Origin of the sequence: Burkholderia sp. LS-044 (assembly GCF_004803625.1) — a bacterium.
GTDB classification, from domain to species: Bacteria; Pseudomonadota; Gammaproteobacteria; order Burkholderiales; family Burkholderiaceae; genus Burkholderia; species Burkholderia cepacia.
Map to the genome: position 1 here is coordinate 237,292 of NZ_SSWO01000002.1, position 15,910 is coordinate 253,201.

The 15,910-nt window shown below is 68.6% G+C and carries 14 protein-coding genes; 7 read left to right on the forward strand and 7 right to left on the reverse strand.

Annotated features, from left to right (window positions below; translation table 11 throughout):
• Positions 1-172 precede the first annotated feature (172 nt).
• The 6 genes from E9536_RS06235 (at position 173) to E9536_RS06260 (ending at position 5,369) form a co-directional block, all read left to right on the forward strand.
• Entirely contained in the window at positions 173-1,657 is a 1,485-nt protein-coding gene (locus E9536_RS06235; protein WP_134257849.1) for an amidase, read from the forward strand.
• 591 nt (positions 1,658-2,248) lie between these two features.
• Positions 2,249-2,935 (forward strand): hypothetical protein, encoded by a 687-nt coding sequence (locus tag E9536_RS06240; RefSeq protein WP_027789362.1) that lies wholly within the window; start codon positions 2,249-2,251, stop codon positions 2,933-2,935.
• 119 nt (positions 2,936-3,054) lie between these two features.
• Entirely contained in the window at positions 3,055-3,885 is an 831-nt protein-coding gene (locus E9536_RS06245; protein ID WP_060349802.1) for an arylamine N-acetyltransferase, read from the forward strand.
• Between the two features lie 87 nt (positions 3,886-3,972).
• A complete protein-coding gene (locus tag E9536_RS06250; protein ID WP_021161490.1) occupies positions 3,973-4,149 on the forward strand; it encodes a ribbon-helix-helix protein, CopG family in 177 nt (58 codons plus the stop codon).
• 1 nt (position 4,150) lies between these two features.
• Positions 4,151-4,501, forward strand: a complete 351-nt coding sequence (locus tag E9536_RS06255) for a hypothetical protein (RefSeq protein ID WP_021161489.1) — start codon at positions 4,151-4,153, stop codon at positions 4,499-4,501.
• Between the two features lie 7 nt (positions 4,502-4,508).
• The gene (locus tag E9536_RS06260) at positions 4,509-5,369 is read left to right on the forward strand and encodes a class I SAM-dependent methyltransferase (RefSeq protein WP_136469497.1); all 861 of its coding nucleotides are present in this window, start codon (positions 4,509-4,511) and stop codon (positions 5,367-5,369) included.
• A 65-nt stretch (positions 5,370-5,434) separates the two neighbouring features.
• Here the strand turns inward: E9536_RS06260 and E9536_RS06265 are convergent, their stop codons facing one another.
• The 4 genes from E9536_RS06265 to E9536_RS06280 form a co-directional block, all read right to left on the reverse strand.
• On the reverse strand, positions 5,435-10,276 hold the full coding sequence (locus E9536_RS06265) for an NAD-glutamate dehydrogenase (RefSeq protein ID WP_136469498.1): 4,842 nt from the start codon (positions 10,274-10,276) through the stop codon (positions 5,435-5,437).
• 195 nt (positions 10,277-10,471) lie between these two features.
• Entirely contained in the window at positions 10,472-10,660 is a 189-nt protein-coding gene (locus E9536_RS06270) for a 4-oxalocrotonate tautomerase (protein ID WP_027789356.1), read from the reverse strand.
• A 59-nt stretch (positions 10,661-10,719) separates the two neighbouring features.
• Positions 10,720-11,496: a class II aldolase/adducin family protein gene (locus E9536_RS06275; protein ID WP_136469499.1), complete on the reverse strand. Its 777-nt coding sequence runs from the start codon at positions 11,494-11,496 to the stop codon at positions 10,720-10,722.
• Entirely contained in the window at positions 11,471-12,364 is an 894-nt protein-coding gene (locus E9536_RS06280; RefSeq protein ID WP_136469500.1) for an urea transporter, read from the reverse strand. Before E9536_RS06280 ends, E9536_RS06275 begins: the two co-directional genes overlap by 26 nt.
• 257 nt (positions 12,365-12,621) lie before the next feature.
• On the opposite strand from E9536_RS06280, the gene E9536_RS06285 reads away from it, so the two are divergent.
• The gene (locus tag E9536_RS06285; RefSeq protein WP_136469501.1) at positions 12,622-13,182 is read left to right on the forward strand and encodes a putative glycolipid-binding domain-containing protein; all 561 of its coding nucleotides are present in this window, start codon (positions 12,622-12,624) and stop codon (positions 13,180-13,182) included.
• Here E9536_RS06285 and E9536_RS06290 read toward each other — a convergent pair.
• Genes E9536_RS06290 through E9536_RS06300 form a run of 3 tightly spaced genes read right to left on the reverse strand, consistent with a single transcriptional unit; the run spans position 13,137 to position 15,890 of the window.
• Entirely contained in the window at positions 13,137-14,048 is a 912-nt protein-coding gene (locus E9536_RS06290) for an alpha/beta fold hydrolase (protein ID WP_136469502.1), read from the reverse strand. The two genes, E9536_RS06285 and E9536_RS06290, sit on opposite strands and share 46 nt — an antisense overlap.
• A 4-nt stretch (positions 14,049-14,052) precedes the next feature.
• Positions 14,053-14,958 carry a metal-dependent hydrolase gene (locus E9536_RS06295; RefSeq protein WP_027789351.1) on the reverse strand — a complete coding sequence of 302 codons (906 nt, stop codon included), beginning with the start codon at positions 14,956-14,958 and terminating at the stop codon, positions 14,053-14,055.
• A complete protein-coding gene (locus E9536_RS06300) occupies positions 14,955-15,890 on the reverse strand; it encodes an SDR family oxidoreductase (RefSeq protein ID WP_021156860.1) in 936 nt (311 codons plus the stop codon). The genes E9536_RS06295 and E9536_RS06300 overlap by 4 nt, the downstream gene beginning before the upstream one ends.
• Positions 15,891-15,910 lie beyond the last annotated feature (20 nt).

The window sequence follows — 15,910 nt, forward strand, 5'->3', positions numbered from 1 at the left end:
TCGCCCCGATTTAGTCGGAACCGCAATGAATCGCGGCGGAAAATATCGGAGGTTGCCGATCCGGCGTCGCGTAGAGTAGTGCATCGGCCGCGGCGCGGCCCCGCCCGGCCGTTTCGGGGGGCGTCCGCCGCCATGCGGCCCGCCATCCCGTTCCGATTCCAGGAGACTCCGCATGCCGCACGGCGCCCCGCAGCTTCTCGCTCCCGCTTCCATCCCCGTCGACCCGATCGTGCGCCTGTCGGCCGGCGAACTCGCGTCGGCGATTCGCGGCAAGGCCGTGTCGTGCGTCGAGACGATGCGCGCGTATCTCGATCACGTCGAGCGCGTGAACGGCGCGGTCAACGCGATCGTCGCGCTGCGCGATCGCGACGCGCTGCTCGCCGAAGCCGCGGAAAAGGATGCCGCACTGGCGCGTGGCGAGTACCACGGCTGGATGCACGGGATGCCGCAGGCGCCGAAGGATCTGGCGATGACGAAGGGGCTGCGGACGACCTACGGCTCGCCGATCTTTCGCGAAAACGTGCCGCAGGCCGATTCCGTGTGCGTCGCGCGGATGCGCGCGGCCGGCGCGATCTTCATCGGCAAGACCAACACGCCCGAATTCGGGCTCGGCTCGCACACGTTCAACGAAGTCTACGGCGCGACGCGCAACCCGTACGACCTGACGAAGAGCGCGGGCGGCAGCAGCGGCGGCACGGCGGCGGCGCTCGCGTCGCGGATGCTGCCGGTCGCGGACGGCAGCGATTTCGGCGGTTCGCTGCGCAATCCGGCCGCGTTCTGCAACATCTACGGCTTCCGCCCGTCGCAGGGCCGCGTGCCGCGCTGGCCGGGCGTCGACGTGTTCGTGCAGCAGCTCGGCATCGAAGGGCCGATGGGCCGCACGGTCGGCGACGTCGCGCAGCTGCTCGCGATCCAGGCCGGCTACGACCGCAACGATCCGCTGTCGCTCGCGGAGGATCCGGCCGTGTTCGCGCAGCCGCTCGACACCGACCTGCGCGGCAAGCGCATCGCGTGGGTCGGCGACTGGAACGGTTATCTCGCGACCGAGGCCGGCGTGCTCGCGCTGTGCGAGCAGGGGCTGGCGACGCTGCGCGAGATCGGCTGCGACGTCGATGCCGCACTGCCGGCGTTCGCGCCCGACCGGATCTGGCGCCTGTGGCTCGCGCACCGGCACTTGTTGTCCGGCGGCGGGCTGCTGGCGCACTATCGCGACCCGGCGCGGCGCGCGTTGCTGAAGCCCGAGGCGATCTACGAGGTCGAAGGGCTGCTCGCGATGCAGGGCGCGGCCGTGTTCGAGGCGAGCGTCGAGCGCACCGCGTGGCATCAGGCCGTGCTGAGCTTCTTCGACCGCTACGACTTCATCGCGGCGCCGACCGCGCAGGTGTTCCCGTTCGACGTCGACCAGCGCTGGCCGACGGAGATCGCGGGCCGTGCGATGGATACCTACCACCGCTGGATGGAAACGGTCGTGCCGTGGACGCTGGCCGGCTGCCCGGTGATCAGCGTGCCGGTCGGCTTCAACGAAGCGGGGCTGCCGATGGGGATGCAACTGATCGGGCGTCCGCGCGCCGATCTCGCCGTGTTGCAACTCGCGCGCGGCTACGAGCAGGCGGCCGGCTGGGTGGACGGGCGGCTGCCGGCGTGGATGGCGGGGTGATACGGCGGCCGGGCGATAGCCGGTTGCGGAGGGGGGCCAAGCGGGTGACGGCAAGCCGCTCGTTTTGCTTTTGTTTCCGAACGTGTTGCCGGGGCATGTCACGCCGAGCCCGTGGCGCGGGCGCGTTGCGCGACGGCATGAAGTCATGCCAATGACGCGGCACGGAACGTTCTGCGTCACGCCGCGCCGTGCTGTTCGTCAGCGCGCGTCACGCCGATCCCGGCACGGGCGCATTTGCGCGACGGTGTGGCGTCATGTGATTGACGCGGTCCGGCGCGTTCCGCGTCACATGCCGCCGGTCGATGTTGAATCCGACGTGCGGTTCAAGACGTGCGACGGCTGCAGGCCACCGGTCGCGTCACCGTGCGGACGCCGCCATTCGCCGCCATTGATGCGGCTCGAGAACGAATGTCGGGACACGCGGGATATCGCGTGGCATACCCGGACGAATCCGCTCGAGCGCGTACGCCGGCCGCGGAATTACAAGCCTTCGCGTCTCATGATTTCGTTTCGATGTGTTTCAGTCGTTGCGGCGGCGCGCGGCGCGCTTCGACAATATCGGCCTCGATCATTCCGGCACGAGGAACACACATGAAACACATTCGCGCGACGGGCCGGTACCTGGCCTCGGCAGGCATCGCGTTCGGCATCCTGGCAAGCGGCGCCGCGCACGCGCAGCTCGACCTGCAGTCGCTCGGCGCGTCGCTGCTCGGCGGCGGGCAGCAGCAGGCGGCGCCCGCGCAGGGCGGCGTTTCCCAATTGCTGCAGGCTTACGTCGGCGCGAACCAGCAGGTGCTGACCGGCCAGTCTTCGCTCGCGTCGGCGATGGGCCTGACCGGCGCGGCCGGGCAGGCGCAGCAGGCCGCGAGCCAGCTGGCCGGCGGCGATGCGCTGACGCCCGCCGCGCTGTCGCAGATGGGCGGCGCGCAGCAATCGGTGTCGCAGGCGCTCGGCCAGGCGTTCGCGAGCGGCGGCGCGACACACGGGCCGATCGACAAGCAGGCGTTCAGCAACGGCCTCGCGTCGCTCGGGCAGGGGCTCACGCAGTATTCGCAGCTGCAGTCGGGGCTCGGCAATCTCGGCTCGACGAGCGCGGCGTCGCTGTTGCAGTCGGGCCTGAATCCGCAGAACATGCAGGCTGCGTCATATATCGCGCAAAGTGCCCCGGGCCAGCTGCAGTCGCTCGCGGCGACGCTCAGCCAGGCCGTGCAGTTCGCGACGAGCCAGGGCATTTCGGTGCCGTCGGTCGCGTCGTCCGCGCTGAAGCTGCTGCCGTAACGTTGCGCAGGGCCGCGCGATGCTGTGCCGGCATCGCGCGCGACGACGAAGATCGCCCCGCACAACATGGGGATTTCGCGCGATGTTATCGTGGCGTGTCCCTTTTTCGGTGCAGGTTCATGACTGACTCGTTCGACCTCTCGCGCTATTTCTCCCGCATCGGCTACGACGGCCCGGTCGAGCCGACGCTCGACGTGCTGCGCCGGCTGCACCTGCTGCACCCGCAAGCGATTCCGTTCGAAAACCTCAATCCGCTGACCGGCGCGCGCGTCGCGCTCGACCTGCCCGCGATCGTCGACAAGGTGATCGAACGCCGCCGCGGCGGCTACTGCTTCGAACTCAACAAGCTGTTCTACACCGCGCTCACGACGATCGGCTTTCGCGTGACGCCGATGATCGCGCGCGTGCGCTGGATGCAGCCGCCGGAAGTCGCCACCGCGCATACGCACATGCTGCTGCGCATCGATCTCGACGGCGCGGCCTGGCTCGCCGACATCGGCTTCGGCAGCGCCACGCTGACCGCGCCGCTACGTTTCGTGCCGGACGAGCGGCAATTGACGCCGCACGGCGCGTTCCGCGTCGTCGCCGCGCCGGTCGACGGTGAATTCGAGATGCAGATCGAGACGCCTGACGGCTGGCAGACCACCTACCGCTTCCAGCCGAAGCGGGTCGAATGGATCGATTACGACGCCGCGAACTGGTTCACGTCGACGTATCCCGAATCGATCTTCCTGCACAACCTGATCGCATGCCGCGTGCTGCCGGACGGCCGCGCTGCGCTGCGCAACACCACGCTGACGATCCGCGATGCGGCGGGCGCCGGGCACTCCGTCACGTTCGACGATGCGGCCGCATGGGGCGCGTGCCTGCGCGACACGATCGGCATCGATACGACGGGATTCGATCTCGACGCGCTGTTCGCGCGGCTGGCGGCGCGCGCTGCGGCCTAGCGCGGGCTCACGATACCTGATCGCGGCTCGCGCAAATGGGCTGCATCCGCACTTGATTTTTACTAGATTGCTAGCATACTAGCTCCCATGACCGACGAAGAAGTGAAGCAATTCAACGTGTACCTGCCGCTGAGCCTGATCCGGCAGGTCAAGCATCGCGCCATCGAAACGGAGCAGTCGCTGTCCGCGCTGGTGGCCGATGCATTGCGCGCGTACCTGGCCGCGCCGCAGCCGGGCGCGGGGCCGTCCATCGAGGAGGAGTGACATGTCATCCGAGCGAATCGAAGCCGTGTACCTGACGACGCACAACTGGGGCAAGTCGGCGAAGTTTTTCCAGGCGCTGGGCTTTACGCTGGAGTTCGAAACCGATCACAACTCGGGCCAGCTGCGTCATGGCGACGGCCCCTTCCTGTTCATCGCCGAAGTGCCGCCGGGCGAAACGCCAGACATGCAGGTCGTGCTCAAGGTGCCGAATGAACAGGCGGTGCAGCCGCAGCCGATCGTCGACGTCGTCACGCCGTTCGAGGATACGCACTGGGGCACGCGCGACATGACCGTACGCGATCCGGACGGTCGCGTGTGGCGCCTGCAGGCGCCAGGGCAGCAGGGCGCGTGAGGCCGACATGACCGAACCTCGCGAAAGCGCCCCCGACAGCACCGCCGCGCGCGTCGCGCTGTGGCGTGCGCTGCACGTCGAACTCGATGCGCCGCCGCATGTGCTCGCCGACGAAGTCGGGCGGCAATTGCTCGCACCGGAACCCGGCTGGCAGCAGCGCGGTGACATGGATCCGCAGTTCACGCGGCCGTTTCGCGCGTCGATCGTCGCGCGGGCGCGCTTCATCGAGGATCTCGTGGTGGAGCAGGCCGCGCGCGGCGTGAGCCAGTACGTGATCCTCGGCGCAGGGCTCGACAGCTTCGTGCAGCGTCGGCCCGACATGGCGTCGCGTGTGACCGTCTTCGAGGTCGACCAGCCGGCGCCGCAGCGCTGGAAGCAACGGCGCCTCGTCGAGCTGGGCTTCGGCGTGCCCGACTGGCTGCGTTTCGTGCCGGTCGATTTCGAGGCGAAACAATCGTGGCGCGCGGCGCTCGTCGGTGCGGGCTTCGATGCCGGCAAGCCGGCGGTCGTCGTGTCCACCGGCGTCAGCATGTACCTGACGCGCGAGGCGAACGCGGCCGCGTTGCGCGAAGTCGCCTCGCTCGCGCCGGGCTCGACGCTCGCGATGACGTTCCTGCTGCCGCTGGAACATGCGGATCCGGACGTGCGCCCGGGGCTGGAAATGGCCGCGAAGGGCGCGCGCGCAAGCGGCACGCCGTTCATCAGCTTCTTCATGCCGGCACAGATGCAGGCGCTCGCGCGGGAGGCCGGCTTCACGAAGACCGAGCACGTTTCGGCTGCCGAACTGACGCGTCGCTATTTCGCGGATCGTGCGGACGGACTCAGGCCGCCGAACAACGCGGAGGAACTGCTGGTCGCGTCGGTCTAGCCTCGCGCGTACGCAAGCATGCCGGCAGCGCACCGGTTCCGGTCACGCGGAACCGGCCAGCCGGGTCACGCGCGTTCGAGCACGGCCATTTCCCGCACGACCACGAGCAGCACCGCGAGACTCGCGCCGCCGGACGCGCGCAAGTCGGCGAGCAGGTGCTCGTAGCGTGCGAGCGCGGCTTCGCGGCGCGCGCGCCACGCGCCGACGATCGTCTCCGGCGCGGTCGAATCCGGCGATTCCGCAAGCGCGCTCGACGCGAGCGTGCGCTTGAGGCGCGCGACTTCCGCGAGCGCGGCCGCGCGCGCCAGCATGTCCCAGTGGGTCGGGGTCGGCAGTGTCGCCGCGCGCTCGCCGATCCAGCTGTAATTGAGCAGTGTGCCGAGCGAGAAATATACGCCCGCGACGAGTTCGAGGCTGCGGTTGCTGGTCGCGGCCACTTCGGCGATGTCGAGCAGCGCGGCCGAGATGTCGCCGCTCGCGACGCGCACCGCGAGCGCGCTGTCGACGCCGGCTTCCACCAGCACGCGCTGCCGCTCGGACAGCGCTTCGAGATCGTCGGCCGGCAACAGCGACGGCAGTTGCGGCGCAAGCCGCTCGGCCGCGTCGCGGCAGCGCGCGATCAGCTCGGCGACGCCGCCGTCGGCCACCGCGCCGGATTGCAGATGCCGCAGGAACCACAGCGCCGCGCGTTCCAGCAGCCGCGCGACGTCGACGAACATGCGCGCCTGCACGTCGTCGGCGACGCGGTTGTCGAGCGCATCGATGTCGCGCCATACCGCATCGAGGTCGAACACGTCGCGCGCCATGATGCAGGCCCGCACGATGTCGCCGGGCTTCGCGTCGGTTTCCTCCATCAGCCGGTGCACGAATGCGCAGCCGACGCGGTTCACGAGCGCGTTGGTCAGATGCGTCGCGAGGATCTCGCGGCGCAGCGGATGGCGGCGCATCGGTTCGCTGAAGCGCTGCTGCAGCGGCTTGGGGAAGTAGTCGACGAGCATCGCGGCAACCAGCGGATCCTCGGGCACGTCGGATTCGAGCAGCGCGTCGTACAGCCACATCTTGCTGTACGCGAGCAGCACCGCGCGTTCCGGCGACGTGAGGCCGAGCTTCGCGGCTTGCCGTTCGGCGACTTCGTCGTCGGTCGGCAGGAATTCGATCACGCGGTTCAGGCGGCCCGCGCGTTCGAGCCAGCGCATCAGGCGCGCCTCGGCATCGAGCAGCTCGACCGCATAACGGCCGGCGATCGACAGCGCCTGCGTCTGGTAGTAGTTGTCGCGCAGCACGAGCAGCCCGACTTCGTCGGTCATCTCCGCGAGCAGGGCGTTGCGCTGCTTCCCGGTCATCTCGCCGTCGGACACGACGAGCCCGAGCAGGATCTTGATGTTGACTTCGTGATCCGAACAATCGACGCCGGCCGAGTTGTCGATCGCGTCGGTGTTGATGCGGCCGCCGCGCTGCGCGAACTCGATCCGGCCAAATTGCGTGCAGCCGAGGTTGCCGCCTTCGCCGACGACCTTGCAGCGCAGGTCCGCGCCGTTCACGCGCACCGCGTCGTTCGCGCGGTCGCCCACTTGCAGGTGGGTTTCGCGCGCCGCCTTCACGTAGGTGCCGATGCCGCCGTTGTACAGCAGGTCGACCGGCGCCTGCAGGATCGCGCGGATCAGCTCGGCCGGCGGCAGCGCGTGCGCGTCGATGCCGAGCGCGGCCTGCACGGCGGGCGACAGCGGGATCGTCTTCGCGGTGCGCGGATAGACGCCGCCGCCCGCCGAGATCGCGGCCGGATCGTAGTCGGCCCAGCTCGAGCGTTCGAGCGCGAACATGCGTGCGCGCTCCGCGAAGCTCGTCGCGGGATCGGGGTTCGGGTCGAGGAACACGTGCCGGTGATCGAACGCGGCGACGAGCCGGATATGCGGCGACAGCAGCATCCCGTTGCCGAACACGTCGCCCGACATGTCGCCGACGCCGACTACCGTGAAGTCGGTCGTCTGCGTATCGATGCCCATCTCGCGGAAGTGGCGCTTGACCGATTCCCACGCGCCGCGCGCGGTGATCGCCATCTTCTTGTGGTCGTAGCCGACCGAGCCGCCGGACGCGAACGCGTCGTCGAGCCAGAAGCCGTATTCGTGCGAGATCGCGTTCGCGTAGTCGGAGAAGGTGGCCGTGCCCTTGTCGGCGGCGACCACCAGGTACGGATCGTCGGGGTCGCGCCGCACCACGTCGGGCGGCGGCACGATCGCGTTGCCGGCCAGGTTGTCGGTCAGGTCGAGCAGGCCGCGCAGGAAGGTCTGGTAACACGCGATGCCTTCGCGCATCCACGCTTCGCGATCACTCGGCGGCGGCGGGTTCTTCACGACGAAGCCGCCTTTCGAGCCGACCGGCACGATCACGACGTTCTTCACCATCTGCGCCTTCATCAGCCCGAGCACTTCGGTGCGGAAATCCTCGCGGCGATCCGACCAGCGCAGGCCGCCGCGCGCGACGCGCCCGCCGCGCAGGTGCACGCCCTCGACGCGCGGCGAATACACCCAGATCTCGAACATCGGCTTCGGTTCGGGCAGCCCGGGCACCTTCGCCGGATTGAACTTGAACGACAGGTACGGTTTCGACTCACCGTTCGCGTCGACGAGGAAGTAGTTCGTGCGCTCGGTCGCGTTGATCACGCCGAGGAACTGCCGCAGGATGCGGTCTTCGTCGAGGTTCGGCACCTGGTCGAGCGCGCCTTCGATCGCCTTCAGCAGCCGCTCGGCCTGCACGTCGCGCGTGTCGCCGGTGGCCGGGTCGAAGCGCAGCAGGAACAGCTCGACGAGCTGCCGTGCGATCGCCGGGTTGCCGGTCAGCGCGCGCTCGATATACGCGTCACTGAAGGTCGAGCCGACTTGCCGCAGATACTTCGCATACGCGCGCAGGATCGTCACTTCGCGCGCACTCAGATGGGCGCGCAGCACGAGGCGGTTGAAGTCGTCGTTCTCGATCCGGCCGCTCCAGATCTGGTCGAACGCATCCTCGAACAGGCCTTTCACGCGCTCGATGTCGAATTCGGTGTCGTCCGCGAGTTCGAGGCCGAAGTCGTGCACCCACGCATGCGCGGCGTCCTGCGTCTGGATCCGGTACGGCCGCTCCTCGTCCACGCGCACGCCGAGATGCTCGAGCATCGGCAGGCTGCGCGACAGCGCGATCGGGTCGCCCGCGCGATAGACCTTGAAGCGGAACGCACGCGCTTCCGCCTCGATCGGCCGGTACAGGTTCATCGCGAGCTGCCCCGAATCCTTCACCCGCTCGATCAGCTCGATGTCGCGCACGGCCGTGCGCGCCGGATAGTCGTCGCGGTAGCCGGCCGGGAACGAATCGGCATAGCGCTGCAGCAGCCGGTTGCCTTGCTCTTCGCCGAAGGCGTCGAGCAGCGCGTCGGCGAGATCGTCCTGCCAGCGGCGCGTGACCTGCACGAGCCGCGTTTCGAGCTCGCGCGTGTCGACGTCGGGCATCGTGCCCGGTTCCGCATGCACGACGAAATGAATGCGCGCGATCGCCGATTCCGACAGCAGCGGCGTGAATTCGACGGTCACGCCGTTGTACGCATCGACGAGCAGCTTCGCGATGCGCCGGCGCAGGTCGGTGTTGTACTTGTCGCGCGGCACGAACACGAGGCACGACACGAAGCGGTCGAAGCGGTCGCGCCGCACGAACAGGCGCGTGCGCTGGTGTTCCTGCAGCCGCAGGATGCCGAGCGCGATGTCGTAGAGCTGGTCTTCGTCGGCCTGGAACAGTTCGTCGCGCGGATAGGTTTCGAGCACCGTCACGAGCGACTTGCCGAGATGCCCCTTCGGCAGGAAGCCCGCGCGCCGCACGATGTTCGCGCACTTGCGGCGCACGATCGGGATCTCGGTATACGAACCGAAATAGGAGGTCGACGTGTAGAGCCCGATGAAGCGGCGCTCGCCGGTGACCTTGCCGTCGGCGCCGACGAGCTTCACGCCGACGTAGTCGAGATAGCCGGGCCGGTGCACGGTCGCGCGCGAATTCGCCTTGGTCAGGAAGATCGGCCAGGGGCCGGTGATGATGTCGGCGGCGGCCTGCGGCAGCGGCGTGACGTCGGGGGCGCCGGACGTGCGCAGCGATTCGCGCAGGATGCCGAAGCCGGTGCCCTCGATGCCGCGCAGCCCGAAGCCCGTGCCGTCGGACACGAGCGCGTAGTCGCGCTGGCCGAGGAACGTGAAGTGATCGGCGGCCATCCATTCGAGGAACGCGCGCGCCTCGATGTCTTCCGCGGTCGATTCGCGCGCCTTCATCTCCTTGATCGTCGCGCGGGCGATGTCGACGATCTTCGGCCAGTCTTCCACCGATGCGCGCACGTCGCCGAGCACGTGCGCGATGTCGTTGCGCAAGGTGTTGAGCAGCGCGGCATCGCCGCAGCGATCGACTTCGAAATGGATGAACGACGCGAGCTGCGACTGGCCGTCGCCGGGCGTCGCGCCGCCCGCATCGACGCGCTCGATGCCGCCGTCGGCGCCGCGCCAGATGCGGAACACCGGGTGCAGTGCCGAATGCAGCGCGAGCCCGAGGCGGTTGACGGCCATCGTCACCGAATCGACGAGGAACGGCATGTCGTCGTTGACGATCTCGATGACCGTGTGGTCGGAATGCCAGCCGTGCTGTTCGAGGATCGGGTTGTACACGCGCAGCCGTTCGCTGCCGGGCACGAATTTCTGGGCGGTTTGCCAGTGCGCCATCGCGGCGCCGTAGAGATCGGCGATGCTGCGGCTCTGCAGATCGTCGGCATCGGCGAAATCGTAGTAATGACGCAGGAAGGGTTCGACGATCCGGAACGCGGCTTCGGGCAGGCGCCCGCGCGCGAATTCGACGACGTCCGAGAGCAGATGTGCGACGACTTCCTCGTGCTTCGCTTCCATGGCGGTCTCCTCGTCGGGTGGCCATCGGCTGCTGCGTCTGAGCCGCATTATATGCACCGATCGCGTGACAATGCGATGTGCGCGCGCACATCGGGAGGCGGAGAAGGAAGCCGCCTGCAACGCCGCCGGGCGGGCGCCGCAGGTGATGAATCAGTGCGATGCAGGCGGGCGTTCAAGCATCGCCGGGTGTGACGTTCAGCGCTCGTCGCTCCACAGTTTCCCGGCCGTCGCCCAGTTCTCCTTCTTCACGTCGGTGAGGATGATGTCGACCGAGCCCGGCTCGCAGCCGAGCGTCTCGCAGGTGACGCGCGTGATTGCTTCGACGAATTCGCGCTTCTGTTCGACGGTGCGGCCTTCGAAGAGCTGGATATTGAAAGTCGGCATGACAAGTGCTCCGGTTGAGTGTGTCGGGTTAGGCCGCGATCGCGGCCAGGGATACGGCGTCAGTCGCGATACGACGGATCGATCCGGTCGAGCCGGCGCAGCAGCGCCGGCCATTCCAGTTCGCCTTCGATCGCACCGCCGTCGCGCAGTTGTTCGGCGGTGCGGTCGGCCACCGCCGGGTCGGGCAGCACGAGCGGCCCGCCGCCGGCCTGCGCGCGCACCTGGATATCGCAGGCCTTGATCAGCGTGTCCATCAGCACATAGGCTTCGGCGACGATGCGGCCGACCGTCAGCGTGCCGTGGTTGCGCAGCAGCATCGCGGATTTCGCGCCGAGGCTCGCAGTCAGCCGCGCGCCTTCGGCCGGCGAGAACGCGAGTGCCTCGTAGTCGTGGTACGCGAGGTCGCCGTGAAAGCGCAGCGCGTGCTGCGACGCGGGCAGCAGCCCGTCGCGCTGGATCGATACGGCGATGCCGGCCGTATTGTGCAGATGCATCACGCAGACGGCGTCGGCGCGGGCGGCATGCACGGCCGCGTGCAGCGCGAAGCCCGTCACGTTGACCGCGTGCTCGCCGGCGCCGATCCGGTTGCCGGCCAGGTCGATCTTCACGAGGTTCGATGCGCGGACCTCGTCGAACGTCAGGCCGAACGGGTTGATCAGGAAGTGGCCGGGCTCGCCGGGCACGGTCGCGGAAAGATGCGTGTAGATCAGGTCGTCCCAGCCGTTCAGCGCGACGAGCCGGTAGGCGGCGGCGAGGTCGACGCGCAGCCGGCGTTCGGCGTCCGAGATCGGGCCGCCGGGTTTCACGGCATCAGGACGGTGTGCGAATGACGACATCGGGTTCTCCGAAGGTGAGGCGGCGCGCGACGGCTACGGTCACCCACGATGCAAGGGCGAACGGCGCCGTGAACACGGGGATGCCGGCGCGCATCGCGAGCCACTGGATCAGCGCGGCGAGTGCGGCGGCTGCAAGGGCCGCGCGCGGGCCGCGCGACATCAGCGCCAGTGCGGCGAGCGCGCCGTTGAAGCCGAGCAGGCCGTCGGCGAACAGCGCGCCGTTCGCGCCGAACATGAGCAGCAGCACGGTCGACACGATCGCGCCGCCGAGCGCGAACGCGGCCGCGCGGCGCGACGCGACGGCGAGGCCCGCGACGATCAGCGCGCCGGCCCATGCGCCTTGCGCGAAGGTGGTCTGAGCAACACCCGACAGCAATGCGTCGGTGACGGACGACGGCGTCAGTGCCGCGCCGGCCGTCGCGTCGGTCGCGTGTTGCGGTGCGACAAACGGCAGCCACAGCGCGGTGACGGCGAGGCACGGGCTCGAATACGGGCACTGGCGCCAGCGGGCGAGCGGCGTGCGCATCGCGCGCTGCACGAGCGCCGCGCCGATCGCGGCCAGCGGCGCCAGCGCGACGGCTGCAAGGGAAGCGGGCGCGAACAGCGCCGCGATCAGCGCGGCGAGCGCGCCGTTGAAGCCGTGCAGCCCCTGTTCGACGTCGTGACGCTCGGCGCCCGTCAGCACGGCGGTCATGCTGGCGGCGGCCGAGCCGAGCAGCGCCGCGCACGCCAGCCGCAGGTCGGTCAGCGCCAGCGCGGCCAGCAGCAGCGCGCCGGTGAGCGCGTTCGCCTGCAGTACGATCTGACCGATGCCGCGCAGCAGAATGCGCAGGTCGATCGACGGCGAGGCGGAGCGGGCGGTAGGCATGATGGCGGCGGAACAGGACGAGCCGCGAGCATAGGACACAATCCGATGCACCGGAATAGGGAATTCTGGATAGTCAGGATTTGTCGGCGCTGCCCCGAAATGGGGAATGCGGGCGGCCGGCCATGTCCTGGCGGGCGTTGCATTGGCGTTTTTCGGGGCGAACGTTTCGCGGTGAGGGAAGTCAGGCATCCGCCGGCGTTTTCGTCGGTGGATTCGTGCGACAGTGTCCCGCAGCGGGGAAACCGGGAGGGGGAACGATGCGTGAAGTGCGATGGGCGTCGCTCGAAGGCGACGGGGTCGAACATCTGGCGTTCGACCGGAGCGACGGCGGGATCGTCGTCGAAAGCGCGGTGGTCGGCCAGCGGTACGGCCGTGCGTACGGGCTCGCGTATCGCGTCGAGTGCGACGCGCACTGGCGGGTGACATATGCGGTGTTGAAGGTGATGGGCGGCGGCACGCTCGAACTGCGCGGCGACGGCGAAGGCCACTGGCGCGACGGCGCGGGCCATGCGCTGCCCGAACTCGACGGCTGCATCGACATCGACATCGCGGCGACGCCGTTCACGAACGCGCTGCCGATCGGCCGCCTTGGGCTCGCGCGTGGCGAGCGGCGGCCGATCGACGTCGCGTACATCTCGACGCCGGACCTGAAGGTCACGCCGGTCAAGCAGGCTTACGCGTGCATCGAGCCGGGCCGGCGCTACCGCTACGAAGGCATCTTCCGGAACTTCACCGCCGAGATGGACATCGACGAAGACGGGCTCGTGATCGACTACGAGACGCTGTTCAGACGCCTGCCGGCGCTGACGGGCCGCTGAACCGCGGCGTTCGCGACGGCCGGCCGCTCCTGCGCGGACGCGAAGCGGTCGATCCGCGACGCGATGATGTCGGGATGGCGCAGCACGACCCAGTGGCTGCCGTCGATTTCCTCGCGCACGTGGTCGCCGAGCCAGCGGTCGAGGTCGACCGACATTTCGGGCGTCACGTAGCGGTCGCGCACCGGCACGAGGATCTGCACCGGCGCCTGCGCATACCGTTCGCGCGGTTTGCGCGCCCGCGCAAGGAAGTTCGCGCGGTAAAGCTGCATGCCGTTCAGCGCATTCTTCAGTTGCACGGGATCGCGCTCGGCACGCACGCGTTCGGTGATCTGCAGCCAGCGCGGCCACAGCGCCGCGCCGCCGAGCCGCCACACCAGCGACGGCACGACCGGCAAGTGGAAGAACGCGATGTACCACGACTTCAGGCTTTGCTTGAGCCGCATCTTCGCGCGGAACACGTGATCGAGGCATGGGCCCGAGATCGACGTGTACGACGCGATCCGGCCGCGGAACGCAGGGTCGGTCACGGCCTCCCAGCACTGGATCGAGCCCCAGTCGTGACCGACGAGATGGAACGGCCGGTCGCCGCAGGTCGCGTCGGCCACCGCTTTCAGGTCGCCGGCGAGCCGTTCGAGCGTGTAGTCGGCGCGGCGGCGCGGCGCGTCTGACGCGCCGGCGCCGCGCACGTCGTACGCGATCACGCGGTAGCGCTTCGCGAGCCGCGCGCGGATTGGCGCCCACACGGCCGCCGAATCGGGGTAGCCGTGCACGAGAATCAGCGGCGGGGCGCGACGCGACCCGCTCACGTAGACGGCGAGTTTCACGTCGCCGGACTGGACGGTCAGCATCTCGTGGGCGCGCGCCATGGCGTCATGCCTGCGCAACCGGGTGCAGCGGCACGCGGCGCGGGGCGGCTTGCGCGGCGTAGCGCGCGTTGGTCGCGTCGATGTTCTCGAGCAGCGTGTCGAGCCCCTGCAGGTACTGGTGGTTGTCGTGGTCCCACGGGTGGAAGCCAGGGCGGAAGTAGTCGAGCCATTCGCGCGCGATGCTCGGGAACACGCCGTGTTTCGGGCTGTACAGGTACTTCACGAGCCGCCACATGCCGCCGAACTTGCCGTGTTCGCGACGGTGCGCGCGCATCAGGCGCACGTGGAAGTCGAACACGATCGTCCAGAAGAACACGGTCGTCGTCAGCATCGTGCCCGTGCGCAGCAGGTAGCTGCCGAGGCCCGGCTTCATCACGGTGGTCCATACGTCGTACGACACGGCCTTGTGCTCGGTTTCCTCCATCGCATGCCACATCCACATCTGCTGGTAGCCTTCGACCGAGCCGTCGATCCGGTGCTCGTGGCCCGACAGCAACTGGTTCGCGAGGATCGCCGTGTAGTGCTCGAGCGCGATCGTGATCGCGAGCTGCATCGAATGCGGCAGCACCTTCTTGAACCAGCCGAGGATCGTCCACAGGCGCTTGTCGAGCTTGTGCGCGGGCAGGCCGGACGACTGCAGCAGGTCGTTGTATTCGATGTGCTCGCGCGTGTGCATCGCCTCCTGGCCGATGAAGCCGAGTACCTGCTTCTTCAGTTCGGGATCCTCGATCCGGTCGCGATAGTTGCGCACCGAATCCATGAAGAAGCGTTCGCCGGCCGGGAACAGCAGCGACAGCGCGTTCATGAAGTGCGTGACCGGCACGCCCTGCACGTGCCAGTCCTTCGCGCGTTCCGGCGGCAGCGCGAAACGGATGTCGCGCCGCACCGGCATCATGTTCGGGGTCGTCATGATTGTTCTCCTCCCTGATTGCCTGCATTGTTGTAGGTGGCGTGCAGCGGCGCGGGCGCCGGTGTGCCGCGGGCGGCGTCACGGCGCGCGCGGGCGGCCTCGCGGCGCGTCGCGAACACGACGAGCGCCTGGTACGCGGACGGCAGCACGCGCGCCATCCAGTCGCCGGCCTTCGCGTCGCGGCCGATCAGCACGCGGCGCTTGTTCTTGCGCACGCCCGCGAGGATCGTGCGCGCGGCATCGTCGGCGGTCGTGATGAAGAACTTCTCGAACGTGTCGCGGCCTTGCTGCTCGCTCGCGACCATGAAGCCGACCATGTTCTTCGACACGCGGCTCGCCTGCGCGATGTTCGTGCGGATGCCGCCCGGATGCACGCAGGTCGCCGATACGCCGCACTTCATCATGTCGAGTTCCTGGCGCAGCGATTCGGTGAAGCCGCGTACCGCGAACTTGGTCGCGTTGTAGCCGCTCATGCCCGGTTGCGCGAAGATCCCGAACAGGCTCGACGTGTTGATCACGTGGCCGTCGCCCGATGCCTTCAGGTACGGCAGGAATGCCTTCGTGCCGTGCACGACGCCCCAGAAATTGATGTTCACGATCCACTCGAGATCGTTGTAGTCCATCCCTTCGATCGTGCTCGACAGCGCGACGCCCGCGTTGTTGAAGATCAGGTTGACCTTGCCGTGTTCTTTCGCGGTGTCGTCGGCCCACGCGAACATCGCATCGCGCTCGCCGACGTCGAGCACGCGCGTCGAGACACGCACGTTCGGCGCGATCGTACGGACGATCCGTTCGGTTTCGGCGAGGCCGACGCCGTTCTTGTCGGCGAGCGACACGTGGCAGCCTGCCTGTGCGAGCTGGATCGCGAGCGAGCGGCCCATGCCCGAGCCGGCACCGGTGATCGCGGCGACCTTGTTGGCGAAATCTCTCATGTCGGTTGCTCCTTGTCTGG

Coding starts and splice junctions, on each gene's coding strand:
- E9536_RS06280 (WP_136469500.1), bottom strand. CDS start 12,364: ATGCCTACCGCCCGCTCCGCCTCGCCGTCGATCGACCTGCGCATTCTG.
- E9536_RS06240 (WP_027789362.1), top strand. CDS start 2,249: ATGAAACACATTCGCGCGACGGGCCGGTACCTGGCCTCGGCAGGCATC.
- E9536_RS06255 (WP_021161489.1), top strand. CDS start 4,151: ATGTCATCCGAGCGAATCGAAGCCGTGTACCTGACGACGCACAACTGG.
- E9536_RS06250 (WP_021161490.1), top strand. CDS start 3,973: ATGACCGACGAAGAAGTGAAGCAATTCAACGTGTACCTGCCGCTGAGC.
- E9536_RS06235 (WP_134257849.1), top strand. CDS start 173: ATGCCGCACGGCGCCCCGCAGCTTCTCGCTCCCGCTTCCATCCCCGTC.
- E9536_RS06270 (WP_027789356.1), bottom strand. CDS start 10,660: ATGCCGACTTTCAATATCCAGCTCTTCGAAGGCCGCACCGTCGAACAG.
- E9536_RS06290 (WP_136469502.1), bottom strand. CDS start 14,048: ATGGCGCGCGCCCACGAGATGCTGACCGTCCAGTCCGGCGACGTGAAA.
- E9536_RS06275 (WP_136469499.1), bottom strand. CDS start 11,496: ATGTCGTCATTCGCACACCGTCCTGATGCCGTGAAACCCGGCGGCCCG.
- E9536_RS06245 (WP_060349802.1), top strand. CDS start 3,055: ATGACTGACTCGTTCGACCTCTCGCGCTATTTCTCCCGCATCGGCTAC.
- E9536_RS06285 (WP_136469501.1), top strand. CDS start 12,622: ATGCGTGAAGTGCGATGGGCGTCGCTCGAAGGCGACGGGGTCGAACAT.
- E9536_RS06265 (WP_136469498.1), bottom strand. CDS start 10,276: ATGGAAGCGAAGCACGAGGAAGTCGTCGCACATCTGCTCTCGGACGTC.
- E9536_RS06295 (WP_027789351.1), bottom strand. CDS start 14,958: ATGACGACCCCGAACATGATGCCGGTGCGGCGCGACATCCGTTTCGCG.
- E9536_RS06300 (WP_021156860.1), bottom strand. CDS start 15,890: ATGAGAGATTTCGCCAACAAGGTCGCCGCGATCACCGGTGCCGGCTCG.
- E9536_RS06260 (WP_136469497.1), top strand. CDS start 4,509: ATGACCGAACCTCGCGAAAGCGCCCCCGACAGCACCGCCGCGCGCGTC.